This is a genomic window from Streptomyces sp. NPDC058246 (assembly GCF_042881985.1).
Classification (GTDB): domain Bacteria; phylum Actinomycetota; class Actinomycetes; order Streptomycetales; family Streptomycetaceae; genus Streptomyces.
This window is the reverse complement of the sequence record NZ_JBHVWZ010000058.1, coordinates 1,376-18,909: the sequence shown is the minus strand read 5'-3', so window position 1 is coordinate 18,909 and position 17,534 is coordinate 1,376. Positions and strand designations below refer to the sequence as shown.

The window sequence follows — 17,534 nt, the reverse complement described above, 5'->3', positions numbered from 1 at the left end:
GCCCCGGACCTGAAGGTCCGGGGCCGCCCCGCACGTGCCGGAGAGAGCTGCTGCCCTCTACCAGCGGTACCAGCGGCCACGGCTGCCACCGGTTCCGGCGGAACGCATGACGAAACCGAGCAGCCAGACGGCCAGCACGATCACGGCGACGATCCACAGAGCCTTCAGCGCGAAGCCGGCACCGAAGAGAACCAGGGCGAGCAGAAGAACGAGAAGCAGGGGAACCATAGTTATCAACCTCCGAAGCAGCGTGTGCCCCGGTAACACCCCGCCATGCCCGGGAAGTTTATGTGTTTCTTATCCGTCAGGGCGGGCACACGGCAGCGCCTGCACCGCGCCCCGTCCCGCACCACAAGACAGTCCTCAGGCGCGGCATAAGGCCGGGAAAAAAGGGGGGTGCCACGCCGGCCCTGCGCCAGCAGAGGCGATGGGCGCATCCAGACCGGCGCGGTCCCCCCGCCGTCCCGCCCGGGACTGCGGGCCGGCCAGGGACAGCAGACGCAGAGCCGTTGATCCGTGGGCGGGTCTGGTCCGGTTCGGCGGCCCGGGACCGATGGGCCTTGCGCGTGCACGGCGTTGTCCGGGGCTGCGGTGACCGGCTGAGGCCGGATGCCGAACCGGCCCCCGGGCGGTGTTCTGCCGCGGGGCGGCCCATCGGCAGGGACGCGCCGCCCCGCGTCCGCGCCTACGGCCGTGAGCCGGCCGTAGGCCGTTGAGGGGGCCAGGACTGTCAGCCGCCGGGGGCCGGAGCCGGAGCCGGAGCGGGGGCCGGGGCGGGAGCCGGAGCGGGGGCCGGAGCAGGAGCCGGAGCCGGAGCGGGAGCGGGAGCCGGAGCCGGAGCGGGGGCCGGAGCAGGAGCGGGAGCGGGGGCCGGGGCGGGGTTCTTGCCCGGGTCCTGCTTGCAGAACACTTCGCCCTTGTAGAAGTGGCAGCCGGGCATGTTCTTGATGTCCTTCGGCTTGCTCTTCCCGCCCCTGTTCTTGTCCTTGCCTCCGTGGTCTCCCTTGCCGTGGTTGCTGTGACTTGCTGCCGCCTTGGTTGCGACGGCGGTGTGCGGCGTCGCGGCGAATGCGGTGGCGGGCAGCATCGCGCCTCCTGCGGCCAGGGCGGTCGTGGTGGCGAGCATCAGGAAACGCTGGATCCGAGAAGTGCGAGGCATAGGAATGATCCTTCTGTGGTGACGTGATGAGTGGCCGGAGTTGTCGAACGCCTGCTGGGTCCGCAGGTTCTTCGACAGCGGGAGACGTGTTCCGTGAACCGCGCCGTCGGGGCCCGTCCCGGACGGTGGTCGGTGGGCCCGATGCGGTGCGTGAACCCGTGCTTCAAGTAAGCCCCGGCCGGCGCTTCGCGTCACGGCACTGCATTTCGGGGCTTGACACATGGCGCAAACCCCGCTGTGCCGATCCGGCCGGGCGCACGAGGAGGCGGCCTGCGGCCCGCGGCTCGCATCCACCGGCACCCGGCGGTGCCCGCCGCCCGCCCCGGAGCGGACGTATCCGCGGCGGCCGGCCAAGGATGCCGGGGGCGCTGTCCGGGCGGGCGGAAGATGCTCGGGCTCACACCGTCAGCGACCGTTCTTCATCCTCAACGCCGCAGGTCAGGGCCGGTATGGTGGCCATGGGGCGGGCTGAAGTCGCCGTTTCCCGAAGGCGCAGCAGCCGACAGCCCTCTCGAACGGCACTTCATCCTTGATCAGCTTCATGCCTGAGCAGCTGCACCCTTGATCAGCTTCACGCCTGAGCAGCTTCGTGCTTGGTCAGCTTCGTGCTTGGTCAAGGGGTATGCCGGAAAGGCCGATGCTCACGGGTGCTGCCGTCCTGGCCGGTGCCTGTTCCTGATCCGTCCATGCCCCCGGGTGAGCCTCTTGTGGCGGGAGGCGACGTGCTGGCTCCCCTGGCGGCCTGCGGCACTCCGTTTTCGTCTTACCGGGCGGTGAGGAACTCCCGGGCTCCACGCAGCCGTGTGCGGACGCGCCCCTGTGTGGCGCTGCTGTCGAGGCGGACATCGAGGGCCCCGGGCATGAGCGTGTCGGCTCGGCGCCCGGCAGGCAGCCGGGCCGCGTCGAGTCCGTCGCGCCGGGCGATGAGAACGCCGAGTTCGTGACGGCTGAGGGCGTCCGCTCCAGCGAGGTGGAACATCCCGGCCTGGTCGGACACGGCGAGTTCCCGCAGAGCGGAGGCCAGGTCTTCGACATGCACCGGGCAGCGGATGTCGTCGGTGAACAGGACGCCGTCGTGTGTGCCGGCAGCCAGGGCGTGGACCCTGCGCTCGTGCACGGATCCGCCGTTTCCGATGATCAGTGAGGTGCGTGCGACCGCGGCGTCCGGCGCCAGGAGCCGCACAGCGGTCTCGGCGGTGGCCTTTGCCGCGCCGTACGGGGTGAGCGGGTCGGGCAGGCAGGTCTCGTCGTAGTGCATCCGGGAACCGGAGAACACGGCGTCGCTGGAGACGTGGACCAGGCGGCAGCCGCGTTTCGCCGCGGCCATCGCCACGCGGACCGAGCCGTCGGCGGTGACCGCCCAGTCACTGTGTCCGCTCGTTGCGTTGATGACGGCACCGGGGGCGGCCGCGGCCAGTACCCCGTCGATGTGCCCGGGGGCGCGAAGGTCGAGCTGGTACCACGAGGCTCCGGGAATGCCGCTGGGGCGGGAACAGTACGTCGCGGCCGTCTCCCAGCCCGCGGCCGTCGCCTGGCGCACAAGTTCCGTCCCCAGGAACCCGCTGCCACCGATGATCAGGACCTTCATGGCGCCCTACGGTAGGGCAGCCCGGCTCCGCACCGGTTGCCCAGGCATCGGTACAGCAAGGCCGGGCACAGTTAGGCCGGCGAAGACCGCAGCCGTCTACGTGCCCGCCCCCACGTCGCAGACGTCTCCCCCTGGTCCGCTGGTGATCCCGTTCCCCTGGTCCGCCGGTGATCCAGGCGAATGGTCCGCCGGTGATCCAGGCGAAACCGCCGGCTGGCCGGACACGGTCCTTACGGTGACCACCTCGGCAAGGACGCAGGTGCTGCCGCGCAGGGGCCGGCGATCCGCGCGCCGGGGCTGCTTCCCGGGCGCCGGGGACACCCGCCACGGCGCCCCGCCGCGGCGGGTGTCCCCGGCGGATCCCCTCGGTGCCGTCCCGTTCCCTCGGTGCCTCACGCCTGGCAGGCCGTGCGGTAAGCCGTGCTCCCCGGCCGGGGCGGCCGATGGGCAGGGTGCGCCGTCCGCGGCCTCGCAGGGCCTCAACAACTCCCCCCTCCCCCTCCCCCTCCCTCGGTCTCCCCCTCCCCCGGTCTCTTCTCCCGGTCCTTGCCGCGTACGCAGGGCCCGTGGGTGTCGGGGGCACGGTGGACGGTGCCGGCCATCCTGCCGTGCCGGCCGGGGGCAGGCTGCCCGCGCACGCGATGGGGGTTGTGTGTGCGTGTGTGTCCGTCGCCGGGCGGGCCCGTGGCCGGCTGTTTCCTCTCCGGGCGGCGGGGCCGGCGGCTAGGTTCCTGCCGCGATGTGGCGGCTGCCGTCCGTGCTGCGAAAGCGGGCGCGGTAGAGGGTCGGTGACACGCCCAGCGTGTGCTGGAAGACACGGCGCAGCGACTCCGAGGAACCGAACCCGGCCTGCTGCGCCACCTCCTCGACCGTGCTCGTGCCTGCCTCGAGGAGCCACTGGGCGGCTTCGACCCGTACGGACTCCACGTACTGGCCCGGTGTCATGCCGACCTCCCCGCGGAAGAGCCGTTCCAGGTGCCGGGTGCTCACGCCGCCCGTGTCGGCGAGGGAGCCGAGGGTGTGGTCGGCGGCCGGATCGGCGGTGACGTGGTCCATCACCCGCCGGACGGCCGCATGGCGGGGCCGGCCGGGCGTCAGCCGGGCGCTGAACTGGGCCTGTCCGCCGGGCCGTGCCATGAAGACGACCAGCTGCCGGGCCACGCTGCGGGCCACGTCGGCACCCCAGTCCTCCTCCACCAGCGCCAGGGAGAGGTCGATGCCCGCCGTGACACCGGCCGACGTGATGAGGTGGCCGTCCCGGACGAACACCGGATCGGCCTCCACCCGCACCTGGGGGTAGGCGGCCGCCAGCTGCCGGGCCAGCTCCCAGTGGGTGGCGGCGCGCCGGCCGTCCAGCAGGCCGGCCTCGGCGAGCACGAACGCGCCCGCGCACACGGACGCCACCCGCTCGGCCCTCAAGGCCAGGCGGGCCACCAGCTCCACCAGGTCCGTGTCCGCCACCGCGGACCGCCAGTCGCTGCGCCCGGGCACCAGGAGGGTGCCGATGCGGTGGGGAAGGCCCGAGGGCGGCCCGTGGACGCCGATCTCCAGTCCCGAGGAGGTGAGGACACCGGCTCCGGACGGGGAGACGACGCGTACGTCGTAGTCGGCGCCGTAGCGGCCGGCGGTGGTGAAGACCTCGACGGGGCCGGTGACATCGAGCAGCTGGACCCCGTCGAAGGCCACGACGACCAGCGGACGCCGGCCCCGGCGGGAGGCGGGCGGGACTATTCCTCCCACGGGGAATCAAGGATCGTGCGGACGAAGTCGCCCCGCTCGAAGCCGGGTTCGAAGTGCTCCAGGACGTCGGCCTTCACGTTCCCGAACGTCGTCTGCGGCTTGGACCGGATGCCCTCGTGGAACGCCCTGAGGATCCGCCGCTTGAAGTCGGGCCTGGGGTGCAGCGCGAGGATCTCGGCACGGTCGGCCGCGGAGATGTCCGCGTATCCGATCCCCAGCACGTCGTACTCCACCCCGGCGGTGACCAGCGCCACCTCCGGTTCCATGAATTCCGGGATCCCGGGCGTGGTGTGCAGGGCGATCGCGGTCCACACCCTGCGCACGCTGTCTTCCGGCACACCGTGGGAGGTGAGGAACCGCCGGGCCTCGTCGGCGCTGTCCACCTCGAAGCGGCGGCCGCTGTTGTGGAAGGCGGTGTTCAGGCCCAGGTCGTGGAACAGGGCACCGAGGTAGAGCAGCTCCGGGTCGAAGCTCAGGTCACGGTTGCGGCCCTGCAGACTGCCGAAGAAGTACACCCGGCGCGAATGGTGATAGATCAGCTCGCTGGTGGTGTCGCGGACGAGCTGGGTCGCCTCACCGGTCAGCTTGGTCCCGGGAACGACCACATGCGCCGCACCGTCACGGTCGACTGTCATGTCTTCGCCTCCTCTTCCGTCCTGGCGCGCCGGCGGCTGCCGGTCGCTGCTTCCAGGCTCCCCCGGCACCCCTGCGCCCGCCATGGCGATCCCGCCGTCTGTCCCACAGATCACGACACGCGATCACGGCACCCGATCACGACACGCACCGGCCTCCCGTCACACCGCCACCACGGCGCACCGGCCTCCCGTCCACGCCACCGGGACGGGCGCACCGGCCTCCCGTCCACGCCACCGGGACGGGCGCACCGGTCGCCACGTCGCCTGCGCCGTCTCTCCTGGCCCGCCGTCACCCACCGGCGGCTGTGGGGGCGTTACGCACTTTCGGGTGCGGCGGGGGGCGAAGGCGGGTGGCCTGTGCGGCGGATGGCGGGACTCGGCCAGCGCTGAAGCGGGCGGAGGGCTGCCGGCACGCCAACTCGGTGCGTTCACCGCATAAATGGACGTTACATCTGACATCGACAGAAATATTCACAATTCGTAACACCGTTCCTGCCGTGCTCACGCCGGCGGTCGGGTGCGGCAGATTGCGGGTCCCCGGCCACCGGGCCGGGACCCGCACACCACCGGACCTGCGGCACTCATGTGCCGGGATACGGGTCTGCCGGTACGAAACGAGGGACTGACCGTGTCCGCTTCCCTGTCTGTCACCGCCCGCCGCGTGGCCGCTGCCGCCCTGGCGGCCGGCGCCCTGGCCGCAGCCACCGCCGCGACGGCCGCCGCCGCACCGGCCGCCGCCGACAACGGCGTACGCCTGCACCGCCCGCACGTGGAGATCAGCAGCGTGCAGCCCACCTCCCCGGGCTACGGCAACCGCAGCAACCGCTCCCTGAACAACGAGTGGGCCGACATCACCAACACCTCCCGCAGGCCGGTGAACCTCGACGGCTGGACGCTGTCCGACCAGGACGGCCACACCTACACCTTCCGCCACTACCGCCTGGAGGGCCGCTCCACCGTCCGCGTCCACACCGGCATCGGCCGCGACAGCGACAGCGACCTCTACCAGGACCGCCGCGACCACGTGTGGGACCGCCGCTTTGACACCGCCACCCTCAGCGACGACCGGGACCGCGTCATCGACGCCGCTTCCTGGGGCAACGACCGCCACGGCCCGTTCCGGGACGACGACCGCCACGGCCACGACGGGCGCGAGCGCGAGAGCGGCCCCGCAGGACGCGACGGCCACCACAGCCACCACGGGTCCGGGGCGAGGCACTAGCCACCGCCCGCGCCCAGCAGGGGGGCGTGCCCCGGGCCAACGCCCGGGGCACGCTCCCCTTTTTGTCTCCGGGGACGGGCCGGGTCTTCTCAGGACGAGGGCGGCGTGGGGCCGGAAAGAGGGGCGAAGGTGACCGTCAGATCGCAGTCCAGAGCCGACGCGATGCGTTCGAGGAGCATCAGAGTGGGCAGGTCACGGCCGGACTCGATGCGTGAGATGGCGGCCTGCCCGGTCCCGGCGAGCTCGGCCAGACGTGCCTGGGACAGGCCGCGTTGTCTGCGCCAGGAGCGTACGAGGGCGGCGGTGTCGTTCACTGGCCGGCATCCGGGCCGTACCGGGGCAGACCGGCAGTGTCGATCTTCCAGTCCGCGATGGTGATGGTGTCGCCGAACGTGTAGTGCTGCCGATTGTCATAGGCGGGCGTGCCGGTGCGGTTCGCCGGAGCCCAGTGGTGGACGGCGGTGCCGTCGCGGGGGTCGACGATCAGGTAGTGCGGCACTCCCATGGCCGGGTAGTCGCGCAGCTTGCCCTCGTAGTCGTTGTCCGGGTTGGAACGCGACACGATCTCGATCACCAGGTGGGAGCGGTGGGGGTCGATCGCGTCGCTCTCGGCCGTGGCCTCCTCCTCGTCGATGACGACGAGGTCCGGGATCCGCAGCACACCGAGTGCCGCGTGCTCCATGTCGGTTTCGAGCATGAGGACCAGGTCCGCGCGGAGCTGGGGCTCCAGCTGAGTGCGCAGGCGGTGGGCCACCAGCTGATGCTGCTTCTTCGGGCTCATCATCATCAGCAGCTGGCCGTGGCTGATCTCCGGCCAGGCCAGCGGTTCGGGCTTGTCGAAGGCATCCCGGAACTCGCGCAGATGGCGGTAGATGCTCTGTTCCGTCATCTCTCCACCGTACATGACGAAATCATCATGGAACGTCCGGGCTTTGCCCGTCGGCCTCGGGGATCCTGTCCGCGGAGGGATCACTTTCTCCCTCGAGCGGGGCAGCATCCGTCCCGCCGGGTGATCTGCGGCGCCGCGTGCCGCGCCCCCGCCGGGTGGGCCGTGCTCACGGCCTGGCAACGGCGGCGCCCGCCCCTCGCCCACCGGCCACCGGCCACCGGCCACCCGCAACGGATGCCAGGTGCCGCCATCCCGGCGCCCCGTGCACCTGCGCGCAGCAGAGGGCGCGGAGGTCCGGGGAGGAGCTTTCCCGGATCGCTCCCGCAGCCGGCCGTTGACCGGACACGCGGGCAGGGCGAGCAGGCCGGCCCGCGGCTTTGATGCCGGCTCCGCCGTCCTGGCCGGTGCCGCACGCCCGGCCCCGCCTCCCGGTCAGGAGCAGGGGCCATGGCCCAGGCCGCGACAGTGCGTTGTGCCCTCGGTGCTGTGCCCTCGGTGTTGTGCGCTCGGTGTGGGGCGCTCGGTGTGGGGCGCTCGGTGTGGGGCGCTCAGTGTGGGGCGCTCGGTGTGGGGCGCTCAGTGTGGGGCGTTCAGTGTGGGGGCTCTGCCGTCCGGTCTCCTGTGCAGGGGGTTGTCGCCGCGTTTGCCGCCTGGTGTTCTGTACGCCCGGTGACCGGGCAGCGCGTTCGCCGCGCCGGTCGTGGCGCGCATCCGGGCGCGCGGGGACACAGCGAGGAAGAAGGCGGCGTGGACGGCGTGGGATCAGTGGCTGGGCAGGACGTGTGCGATGGTGCTCTGCCCCGGGGGCTGGGCGCGGCCATACGCGAGAGCGCCGGGGAGATCGCCGCGCTGCTGCGCCAGGGCGCCGACATGGAGCTTCGGGTGCCCGGGGCGCAGTGGAGTGCCGGCCAGGCGGCGGCGCATCTGGCGCTGGCCAACGAGCTGATGGCCGACCTTGCGGCGGGACGCGCGCGCCCCTACGGCGACGGCACCCCGCAGAGCCTCGCCGCGGCCAACGAGCAGGCGCTCGCGGCGTTCGGCGAGCGGCGGCCCGAGCCGCTGGCCGCGATGATCGTGGCGCAGGCCGATGCCTGTCTGAAGGCGCTGGAGGAGGGCGGCGCCGAGGCAACCGTCGTGTCCCCGCTGGGTGTGATGGGCCCGCACGTGCTGGGGTCCTACCTCCTGACGCACATGCTCGGCCACGGTTACGACCTCGCCCGCACCCTGGGCCGTCCGCACATGATCACTCGTGCCCGGGTGGAGCTGACCCTGCCGTTCCTGGTCACGGTCATGCCGCGGGTGGCCGACACCGCCCGCACCGCCCGCCTGAGCGCCTCCTACGCGATTCGCCTGTGGGGCGGCGGCGGGTTCGGGGTGAGGGTGGCCGGCACGACGGTGTCCGTCAGTCCGCAGCCGCCGGCCCGCCCGGACTGCACCATCCTCATCGAGCCGGTCACCTTCCTGCTGATGGCACTCGGCCGCCGCGGCCAGGCGAGCGCCCTCGCCCGGGGCCGGATCCTGGTCCGCGGCCGCAAACCCTGGCTCGCTCCCCGCTTCCCGGGCCTGTTCACGGCGCCCTGAGCACAAGAACCCCGCCCCCGCCCCCGGTTCCGGTTCCGACCCCGGTTCCGACCCCGGTTCCGGTTCCGACCCCGGTTCCGGTTCCGACCCCGGTTCCGGTTCCGGTTCCGTGGTGCGGGCTGCCGGGGCTACCCGCGCCCGGGTGCGGTGACGGCCGCCCCGGGGGCCAGGAGGCCCAGCAGGCTCTCGCGGTGGAGGGCGGCGACCGGGCCGAGGAGGTCCGGGTGGCGCAGCAGCGGGGCCGCGTGGTGGTCGCGGGGGCTGGGCACGGTCAGGCGGCGCGCGTCGCCCACGCCGTCGGCGCCGTGGTGGGTGGCGGCCAGACAGGCCGCCGCCAGCGCGGCCAGATCGGGGTCGGCCAGCAGACAGGCCGCCCAGCTGACGACGGTCTCGTCGACATGGGTGCGCCAGGCGTGTGCGGCGCCCGTCAGCGGCCGGGCACCGGGGCAGGCGAGCCCGTCCAGGCGGCCCGAGCCGCCGGGGCCGAGCAGGTGCAGCAGTTCGGCGTCCAGCGCGGTGGGGTAGCGCAGGGCGGCCGCGATGGTGGCCGCGTGCCGCGCCTGGGCCTCGGCCAGCGCATCGTTGAGCGGGCCGTCGGCCGGCGGGAACGCCGACAGCAGCCAGCGCGCGCAGGCGGCGATGACGGGCGAGAGATCACTGGGCATGAGGGAACCGTCCTGGTGCACGTGCCCGGCATGACCCCCGGCCCGTGATGATCCGGTCCGGTCGTGGACACTCACGCACCCGCTCGGGGCACATGGCAGGCAACGGTACGGCGGACGCCCGCGAGGACGACAGGACCCACGTCACAGCCGGCCGGGCCTGGCGCGGGCCGCATCGCCACGTCACAGCCGGCCGGGCGTGGCGCGGGCCGCATCGCCACGTCACAGCCGGCCGGCCGGGCGTAGCGCCGCCCACGCCGGGGCAGCCCACGCCACGGCGACAGCCACGGACGCGGGCTGCCCCGGCCCCCGCCCCGGCCCCGGCCCCGGCCCCGGTCAAACCTTTGGTGCGGCCGGTGACACGGTCACCTGCGGCACGCGAGCGCGACAGGGGGCGCGGTGGGAACTCCTACTCCTACTCCCCCCCACCTGACCGCCCCCGGTATCCGGCGAGGGTGGGCGGCGGGCGAGGCCGCCGGACCAGTGCGAGGTGTGACCGGGCCGGGGACACAGCCGGATGGGGCCGCCGCGACGGGGCGGCGGTGAACCCCGCGCCGGCGGGACCTGCGCGGGGGCGGGTCCTGACCGGGGGCGGGCCTGACGTGGGGGCGGGTCAGCCGAGCGCGCGGTCGAGGTTGAAGGCCGCGCTGATCAGGGCGAGGTGCGTGAACGCCTGGGGGAAGTTGCCGTGCTGTTCACCGGTGTGGCCGATCTCCTCCGCGTACAGGCCCAGATGGTTGGCGTAGGTGAGCATCTTCTCGAACGCCAGGCGGGCCTCGTCGAGGCGGCCCGCGCGGGTGAGGGCCTCGACGTACCAGAACGAGCAGATCGAGAACGTGCCCTCCTCGCCCTTGAGGCCGTCGGGGCTGGCCTGCGGGTCGTAGCGGTAGACCAGCGAGTCGGAGACCAGGCCCTCGCCCAGCGCGTCCAGGGTGGCCAGCCACTTCGGGTCGGTCGGCGAGATGAACTTCGCCAGCGGCATCATCAGCAGCGACGCGTCGAGGATGTCACTGTCCTCGTACTGGGTGAAGGCGTGCCGCTCGGCGGACCAGCCGTGCGACATGATCCGCCGGTAGATGGTGTCCCGGGCGGTGCCCCAGCGGACCATGTCGGCGGGCAGCCCGCGGTGCCGGGCCAGCCGCATCGCGCGTTCGATCGCCACCCAGCACATCAGCCGGGAGTACAGGAACGTCTTACGGCCGCCACGCGTCTCCCACACCCCCTCGTCGGGCTGGTCCCAGTGCTCGCACACCCAGTCCACCAGCTCGCTGACGCTGTCCCAGTGCGCACTGGACAGGGGCTTGCCCCACTTGTCGTAGAGGTAGAGGGAGTCGATCAGCGCACCGTAGATGTCCAGCTGCAGCTGGCCGACGGCGGCGTTGCCGACCCGTACCGGCGCCGAGCCCCGGTAGCCCTCCAGATGAGGCAGCTCACGCTCGGGCAGATCACGGCATCCGTCGATGCCGTACATGATCTGCAGCGGACCGGTGGAACCGGGATCCACCCCGCACGCCGCAGGCACACCAGATGCACCGGCTGCTTCGGCTGGCCCGCTCTCTGCGGGTGCTTCGGTCGCTTCGGTTGTTGGGGTTGCCGGGGTTGCCGGGGTTGCCTCGAGGCGGACGTGCTCGGACAGGAAGCCCATGAAGGCCTCGGCCTCGTCGGTGAAGCCGAGCCTGAGCATCGCGTACACGCAGAACGCGGCGTCGCGGATCCACACGTAGCGGTAGTCCCAGTTGCGTTCCCCGCCGATCTGCTCGGGCAGGCTCGTGGTCGGCGCGGCGATGATGGCACCGGTCGGCGCGTAGGTGAGCAGCTTGAGGGTCAGGGCCGAGCGGTGCACCATCTCCCGCCAGCGGCCGCGGTAGCGCGACTGGGACAGCCAGCGCCGCCAGTAGCACACGGTCGCGTTGAACTCGCTCTCCGCCTCCGCCACGGCGCAAAAACGCGGTGCCACCTCCCCGCCGATCCGGTCGATGGTGAACACCGCCGACTCGCCCTCGTGCAGCTTGAACAGCGACCACACGTCCTGGCCCGCGACCTCGATGGGCACCGTGGAGGTCAGCGCGAGCCGCAGCGCCGGCGAGGCGAAGACCGCCTGGCCGTCCTCCACGTGCACGGTGTGCGGGGCCGTGCCGTACTCGAAACGCGGAGCGATGCGCGCACGGAAGGGCAGCGCCCCGCGGACACACACCACACGGCGGATCAGACGGTGCCGGTCGGCCTCACGCGAGTCGTCGACGACCGGCATGAAGTCCTGGATCTCCCCCACCCCGTCGTCCGCGAAGAACCGCGTGATCAGCACATTGGTGTCGGGGAAGTAGAACTGCTTGGTACGCGCCGGGACATCCGCGGCCAGCTCGAAGCAGCCACCCCGCTCCGCATCGAGGATCGAGGCGAAAACACTGGGCGCATCGAACCGCGCACAGCAGTACCAGTCGATGGTCCCGTTCGTACCGACCAGCGCCGCACTGCGCAGATCACCGATCAGACCGTGCTCGGCGATCGGCAGATAACGGGGCGTGCCGGCACCGGCACCCCACGGCCCGCCCAGACCACCCGGGCCAGCAGAACCGCCAGGACTGCGAGAGCCGCCGGAACCGCCGGAACCGCCAGGGCTGCGAGAGCCGCCAGGACCGCCGGAGCCGCCAGGACTGCCGGGACTGCCAGAGCCGCCAGGACCGCCGGAACCGCCAGGACTGCTGTGTGTTCCGGCGGGACCGCGGTGTGTCCCGCCTGTCGCTCCGGCCTCAGTCGTCGTGTCCGTCACGTCAGCCACGTCGGCCTCCTTGGGCTGCCGCCCGAGCCGCCGCCCCCTGCCCCACCAGGCACTGTCCAGGCTCCAAGCTCTCTCCAGGCTAACGAGTCATCGCGGCCCGGGCTTGCGGGAGCGGACCTGGCACTACGGCCCCCTTCCGCGCCCCCGGTCCCCGCCGCAGGGCCAGGCCTCACGGCCGGCCGCCACCGGGCATGAACAGTCCGTGCAGCCGGGACCCTGCCCCGCGGCCGCCTGCCCCCAAGACCGCGCACACAGCCCGCGCCCACGGCCGCCCACGGCCGGCCGTGGGCCGAAAACGCCGAAAACACAGCCCGGCCGGCGGCGCGCAAGAACCCGTGACGCCGGCCGGCCCCGGCCCCAGCGGTGTCACGGCGCGGTGTGCCGCTGCTTACGGGCCCGGACCGAGGCAAAAACCCGGCCCGGGCCGGTGAACAGCCCTACGGCGCGACGGGCACGGGCACGGGGGTACGGATGCGGTGCGGGCCCGGATGCGGTGCGGGTGCGGGCCCGGATGCGGTCGGGTGCGAGCCCGGATGCGGTGCGGGTGCGGGGAATGTGCACGGGCCCGGACCGGCCTGTGGGGGCTTCCCGTCCGGACACCGGGGCCCCGGCCGGGACGGGACGGTGTCACAGGCCCAGGGAGATCGCCAGGCGGGTGAGTTCGGCCGTGGTGTTGATGTTGAGCTTGGCCCGGATACGGCGCAGATAGGCGTCGACCGTGTGCCGGGAGAGCCCCATGTGACGGGCCGTCTGCAGATAGGTGCAGCCGGCGGCGATATGCCGCAGCGTCTCCCGCTCACGCGGGGCCAGCACGGGTGCGGCGGCTTCGGTCTGCGGCACGGTGAGGGTGAAGCTCATGGGATTTCCTCCGGCACATCGGCTCGGTCGTCCTGCTCACACCCTCGGAAGCAGGGAACAAATAACCCGATAACTGCTATTTGTCCGCTTTCGAAAAAGCCTGACCGGGCGACTTCATGACGCTGTCCGCCGGCTGTCACAGACGTGTCACAGGCCACACCCGCGACCGGCCAGACCCGACCGGCCACACTGGGCCGGCCGCCCCCGCAGGAGCCCGCCCTCCGCGATCGCGATCACCGCGTCACCCCGATCACCCCGATCACCCCGATCACCGCGTCACCCCGATCACCCCGATCGCCGCGATCACCCCGATCACCCCGATCGCCGCGATCACGATCACGCAGGAGAGCCGGCCATACGGGCCACGGAGACGACCGCCGCCCCCTTACACCGGCCGCGCGGCCCCAACCGGGCTGCCTGCCCGGGGAGTTGGCATGGGCGCCCCCAGCCGCATGCACGCCCCGCAGGGCCGGGGACACCGGCCCCGCAGGAAGGCACCGGCCGACCGCTCACGGACACCGGCCCGCCCCTCCCCGGCCAGGGCCGGCACAGACCAGGGCCGACGCAGGCCGGGCAGGAACACCGGCGAGGACAAGCGGACCCCCAGGCGGGGGGGCGGGGCGGGGCGTTTCGGCCGGGGGGCAGGGCGGGCGTATCGGCCGGGGGGCAGGGCGGGCGTTTCGGATCGGTGAGGGCGGGGGCTGAGCCGCCCGTCGCCTCGCCGGGGCGGCATGGCCGGAGCCGACGCCTTGGCCGGTGCCGGGAACCGGTGGCCGGGGGGCGGGGGGCGGCGCCTTGGTCGGTGCCGGTGTCCGGGGGCGGGGCCGGCGCCTTGGTCGGTGCCGGTGTCCGGAGCCGGGGGCGGTGCCGGTGTCCGGGGGCGGGGCCCCGGCGCCTTGGTCCGTGCCGGTGTCCGGTGCCGGGGGCCGCTGTCCGGGGAGCGGGGCTGGTGCCTGGGTCGGGGCCGGTGTCCGGCGCTGGTGTCCGGCGCTGGTGTCCGGGGCCGGGGCCGGGGACGGTGTCCGGGGGTGGCAGGGCGCCGGGGTGGTGGTCGGTGCGCCTGGGGATCATCCTTGTCAGGAGGGGGCCTGGCCCAGGCCCGGCCGTGCAGGCTTCCCGAAGGGCGAGATGAGCGGCGATGGAGCGACTTCCCATCCCTCCCGGCACGCAGGCGCAGGCGGCTGCCCCGCCCGGACCGGCCTGCACGGCCACGGCCACCGTGAACGGGCAGGGCATCGTGACGGGCTGGAGCGACGGCGCCCGCCGGCTGCTGGGCTACACGTCCTCGCAGATCGTGGGACAGCCGGCCGCCCGGCTGCTCGCCGAGGACATCGGCGAAAAACTGCTGCGGGACACGGCCGGCCGCGAGCGGTGGAGCGGCACCGTGGCACTGCGCCACCGGGACGGCCACCGGCTCCAGCAGCCCCTGCTCGCCCACCACCGCACCCCGGACAACCCACCCACCACCCCGGCAGGCGGACCGCCCACCGGACCGCCCACCGGACCGGCCGGCGGGACAGCGGGCAGGCCGGCCGGCGCAACGACCGGAACGGCCACCGGAGCGGCCACCGGAGCGGCCACCGGGGCAGCCACCGGGACGACCGGAGCAGCGGCCGGAGCGGCGGGCGCGGCTGCCGTCGGGCCGGCCGGGGCGGTGGCGGAGTGGCTGGTGGTGTGCGCCGTGCCGGGCCCCTCGCGTCCGCTCGCCGACGGGGTGCTGAACGCCTGGGCGTTCAGCCAGTCCCCCACTCTCCTGGCCCTCTTCGATGCGGACCTGCGGCTGCTGCGGGCCAACGCCGGCATGCAGCGGGCCCTGGCCCTCACCGAGGACCAGATGCGCGGACTGCGCCTGCCCGACATCGCACCGCACCCCGCCAGCGAGGAGGCCGCCCGCACCATGCGCCAGGCCCTGGAGAGCGGCCAGGTGCAGCACATGGACGCCTGCATCCGCCCCGCCGGGGCCGCGGCGGATACCCGCTGGCCGGCCTCACTGGCCCCGCTCAAGGACCCCGACGGCCACGTCCGCGCCGTATGCCTGAGCGCCCACCCCGCCCCGCACGAGGCCCCCGCCCGCCACACCCCCCGCGCCCACACCACCACCATGGCCCTGCAGCGCAGCCTGCTCCCCCAGACCCTGCCCACCCAAGGGGCCCTGGACATCGCCACCCGCTACCTGCCCGCCGGCAGCCAGGCCGGCGTCGGCGGCGACTGGTTCGACGTGATCCCGCTGTCCGGCGCCCGCGTCGCCCTCGTCGTCGGCGACGTCGTCGGCCACGGCATCCGCGCCTCCGCCACCATGGGCCGGGTACGCACCGCGGTACGCACCCTCGCCGACGTCGACCTGCCCCCCGACGAACTCCTCACCCACCTCGACGACCTCGTCAACCACCTGGCCGCCGAGGAAAGCAGCCACACCTCACCCGCCGACCCCACCGACAACGCCGCCGAGACCGCCGGCGGCATCGGCACCACCTGCCTCTACGCCGTCTACGACCCCATCACCCGCCGCTGCACCCTCGCCCGCGCCGGCCACCCCCCGCCCGCCACCGTCACCCCCGACGGCACCGTCCGCTTCCTCGACGTCCCCCCCGGCCCGCCCCTCGGCCTGGGCGGCCTGCCCTTCGAGTCCTACGAGACCCAACTGCCCGAAGGCAGCCTCCTCGCCCTCTACACCGACGGCCTCCTCGAAACCCGCGACCACGACATCGACGAAGCCCTCGACACCCTGTTCGCCGCCCTCGCCCGCCCCGCCCACACCCTCGACACCATCTGCGACCGCGTCCTGACCACCATGCTCACCCACCGCCCCGACGACGACGTCGCCCTCCTCATCGCCCGCACCCGCGCCCTGCACACCGACCACGTCGCCACCTTCGACCTCCCCTTCGACCCCGCCACCGTCGCCCACGCACGCCAGCACGCCACCCGCCAGCTCACCGCCTGGGGACTCGACGACGCCGCCTTCATCACCGAACTCGTCGTCAGCGAACTCGTCACCAACGCCATCCGCTACGGCCGCCCACCCATCCAACTCCGCCTCATCCACGAAAACACCACCCTCACCAGCGAAGTCCACGACGCCAGCAACACCACCCCCCACATGCGCCGCGCCCGCACCTACGACGAAGGAGGCCGCGGCCTCCTCCTCATCGGCCAACTCACCCAACGCTGGGGCACCCGCCCCACCCCCACCGGCAAAACCGTCTGGGCCGAACAATTCCTCACCCCCGAATAACACCCAGCCCCCACCGCCAGCCACGGAACCAGCAGCCGAGGAACAGCCCACCCCCGACCACCGCCCCGGACCACCGCCCCGCCGCCGGCACCACGAAAACCAGGCCCGCCACACCCCCCGCCTGCCCCGCCCGCCTGCGCCCCGCTGACGGCCCCGGTCACACCACACACCCCGCCCGCAGGCACACTCCCAGCACAGACACCGCCACCAGCCACCAGCCACCAGCCACCGGCCACCAGCCACCGGTTACCGGCCACCGGCGAGGACACGGCCCCCGCGGCCCGCCGGCCCCCGGCCCGACCACCGAGAACCTGCCGCCCCTGCAGGAGCGGAGCAGTGACAGCCCCCACAGCTGAAGACCGCTCAAAGCCCGCGCAAGGACACCCGGCACAGCAGCCCTCCCCCTCCCCCGCCCCACCCACCACATCCGGAACGTACTCCCGGACATGCACACCCATTCCCGGGAGTGCACGCCCACCACATCCCGGGAGTGCACGCCCACCACATCCCGGGACGTATTCCCGGACATGCACACCCAGGGCGCTCACTTGACGACGACACCGTCCCCAGGCGCCGGCGCAGGCGCGGGCACAGGAACAGGCGCGGGCGCGGGCGGGGCCGGGACGGAGGAGTCGCCACCGCCGTCCCCCGCCGGAGCAGGCGGAGCAGGCGGAGCAGGCGTGTCCGGGACGGAGGAACCGCCACCCCCGCCCTTGCCCGGCTCATGCTGCGGCGGCTCGGGACAGGGCGGACCGCCCTTGCCACCGGTGCCGTTACCGCCCCGGCCATTACCGCCCCGGCCACCACAGCGGCCATTGCCCCCACGCCCGTCACCACCCGTACCACTGCCGCCCGGAGCCTGACACACAGGAGCATCACCACCCCTGCCATCACCCCCCGTCCCGTCCCCCCCGTCACCGCGACGACACGCATCCCCACCACGCCCGCCATACCCGTCACGCCCTTGGCGGCCGTCCCGCTCCTTATGACCACCGCCCTTCCCATGCCCCTCACCCTGCGAGTGACCGTCATGCATCCCATGACCACCCAGAGCCCCCGACACCACCACACCCCGCGCCACCGGAACCGCAAACGCCGCACCCGCCGGAACCAGCACACCCCCCACAGCAACCAGAGCAGAAGCAGCCGCCACAGCAAAGAAATGACACTTCATAAGAATTCCCGC

The 17,534-nt window shown here is 73.2% G+C and carries 13 protein-coding genes; 3 read left to right on the top strand and 10 right to left on the bottom strand.

The window, feature by feature from the left end:
• Positions 1-57: 57 nt before the first annotated feature.
• From ACFVXA_RS40180 to ACFVXA_RS40160, 5 genes are all read right to left on the bottom strand, one after another.
• Entirely contained in the window at positions 58-228 is a 171-nt protein-coding gene (locus ACFVXA_RS40180; RefSeq protein ID WP_054229772.1) for a hypothetical protein, read from the bottom strand.
• 502 nt (positions 229-730) lie between these two features.
• The gene (locus tag ACFVXA_RS40175; RefSeq protein WP_390028686.1) at positions 731-1,159 is read right to left on the bottom strand and encodes a hypothetical protein; all 429 of its coding nucleotides are present in this window, start codon (positions 1,157-1,159) and stop codon (positions 731-733) included.
• A 763-nt stretch (positions 1,160-1,922) separates the two neighbouring features.
• Entirely contained in the window at positions 1,923-2,747 is an 825-nt protein-coding gene (locus tag ACFVXA_RS40170) for an SDR family oxidoreductase (protein WP_383748509.1), read from the bottom strand.
• Between the two features lie 723 nt (positions 2,748-3,470).
• Positions 3,471-4,487, bottom strand: a complete 1,017-nt coding sequence (locus ACFVXA_RS40165) for a GlxA family transcriptional regulator (protein ID WP_390028685.1) — start codon at positions 4,485-4,487, stop codon at positions 3,471-3,473.
• Positions 4,475-5,122 carry an HD domain-containing protein gene (locus ACFVXA_RS40160; RefSeq protein WP_362030119.1) on the bottom strand — a complete coding sequence of 216 codons (648 nt, stop codon included), beginning with the start codon at positions 5,120-5,122 and terminating at the stop codon, positions 4,475-4,477. The genes ACFVXA_RS40165 and ACFVXA_RS40160 overlap by 13 nt, the downstream gene beginning before the upstream one ends.
• Before the next feature lie 628 nt (positions 5,123-5,750).
• Here ACFVXA_RS40160 and ACFVXA_RS40155 point away from each other — a divergent pair.
• Entirely contained in the window at positions 5,751-6,344 is a 594-nt protein-coding gene (locus ACFVXA_RS40155; protein WP_390028684.1) for a lamin tail domain-containing protein, read from the top strand.
• 89 nt (positions 6,345-6,433) lie between these two features.
• Here the strand turns inward: ACFVXA_RS40155 and ACFVXA_RS40150 are convergent, their stop codons facing one another.
• Together ACFVXA_RS40150 and ACFVXA_RS40145 are read right to left on the bottom strand one after the other, a co-directional pair.
• Positions 6,434-6,658, bottom strand: coding sequence for a helix-turn-helix transcriptional regulator (locus tag ACFVXA_RS40150; protein ID WP_362030125.1), 225 nt, complete (start codon positions 6,656-6,658; stop codon positions 6,434-6,436).
• Positions 6,655-7,233 (bottom strand): Uma2 family endonuclease, encoded by a 579-nt coding sequence (locus tag ACFVXA_RS40145; protein WP_362030128.1) that lies wholly within the window; start codon positions 7,231-7,233, stop codon positions 6,655-6,657. Before ACFVXA_RS40145 ends, ACFVXA_RS40150 begins: the two co-directional genes overlap by 4 nt.
• Positions 7,234-7,998: 765 nt before the next feature.
• On the opposite strand from ACFVXA_RS40145, the gene ACFVXA_RS40140 reads away from it, so the two are divergent.
• Positions 7,999-8,814 carry a maleylpyruvate isomerase family mycothiol-dependent enzyme gene (locus ACFVXA_RS40140; protein ID WP_384025441.1) on the top strand — a complete coding sequence of 272 codons (816 nt, stop codon included), beginning with the start codon at positions 7,999-8,001 and terminating at the stop codon, positions 8,812-8,814.
• Between the two features lie 128 nt (positions 8,815-8,942).
• On the opposite strand, the gene ACFVXA_RS40135 is transcribed toward ACFVXA_RS40140, so the two are convergent.
• From ACFVXA_RS40135 to ACFVXA_RS40125, 3 genes are all read right to left on the bottom strand, one after another.
• Positions 8,943-9,479 (bottom strand): hypothetical protein, encoded by a 537-nt coding sequence (locus tag ACFVXA_RS40135; protein WP_390028683.1) that lies wholly within the window; start codon positions 9,477-9,479, stop codon positions 8,943-8,945.
• Positions 9,480-10,089: 610 nt separating this feature from the next.
• Entirely contained in the window at positions 10,090-12,030 is a 1,941-nt protein-coding gene (locus tag ACFVXA_RS40130) for a glycoside hydrolase family 15 protein (protein ID WP_390028687.1), read from the bottom strand.
• 852 nt (positions 12,031-12,882) lie between these two features.
• The gene (locus ACFVXA_RS40125) at positions 12,883-13,113 is read right to left on the bottom strand and encodes a response regulator transcription factor (RefSeq protein WP_383748142.1); all 231 of its coding nucleotides are present in this window, start codon (positions 13,111-13,113) and stop codon (positions 12,883-12,885) included.
• A 1,138-nt stretch (positions 13,114-14,251) separates the two neighbouring features.
• Here ACFVXA_RS40125 and ACFVXA_RS40120 point away from each other — a divergent pair.
• Entirely contained in the window at positions 14,252-16,348 is a 2,097-nt protein-coding gene (locus tag ACFVXA_RS40120) for a SpoIIE family protein phosphatase (protein WP_390028682.1), read from the top strand.
• The last annotated feature ends 1,186 nt before the right edge of the window (positions 16,349-17,534 follow it).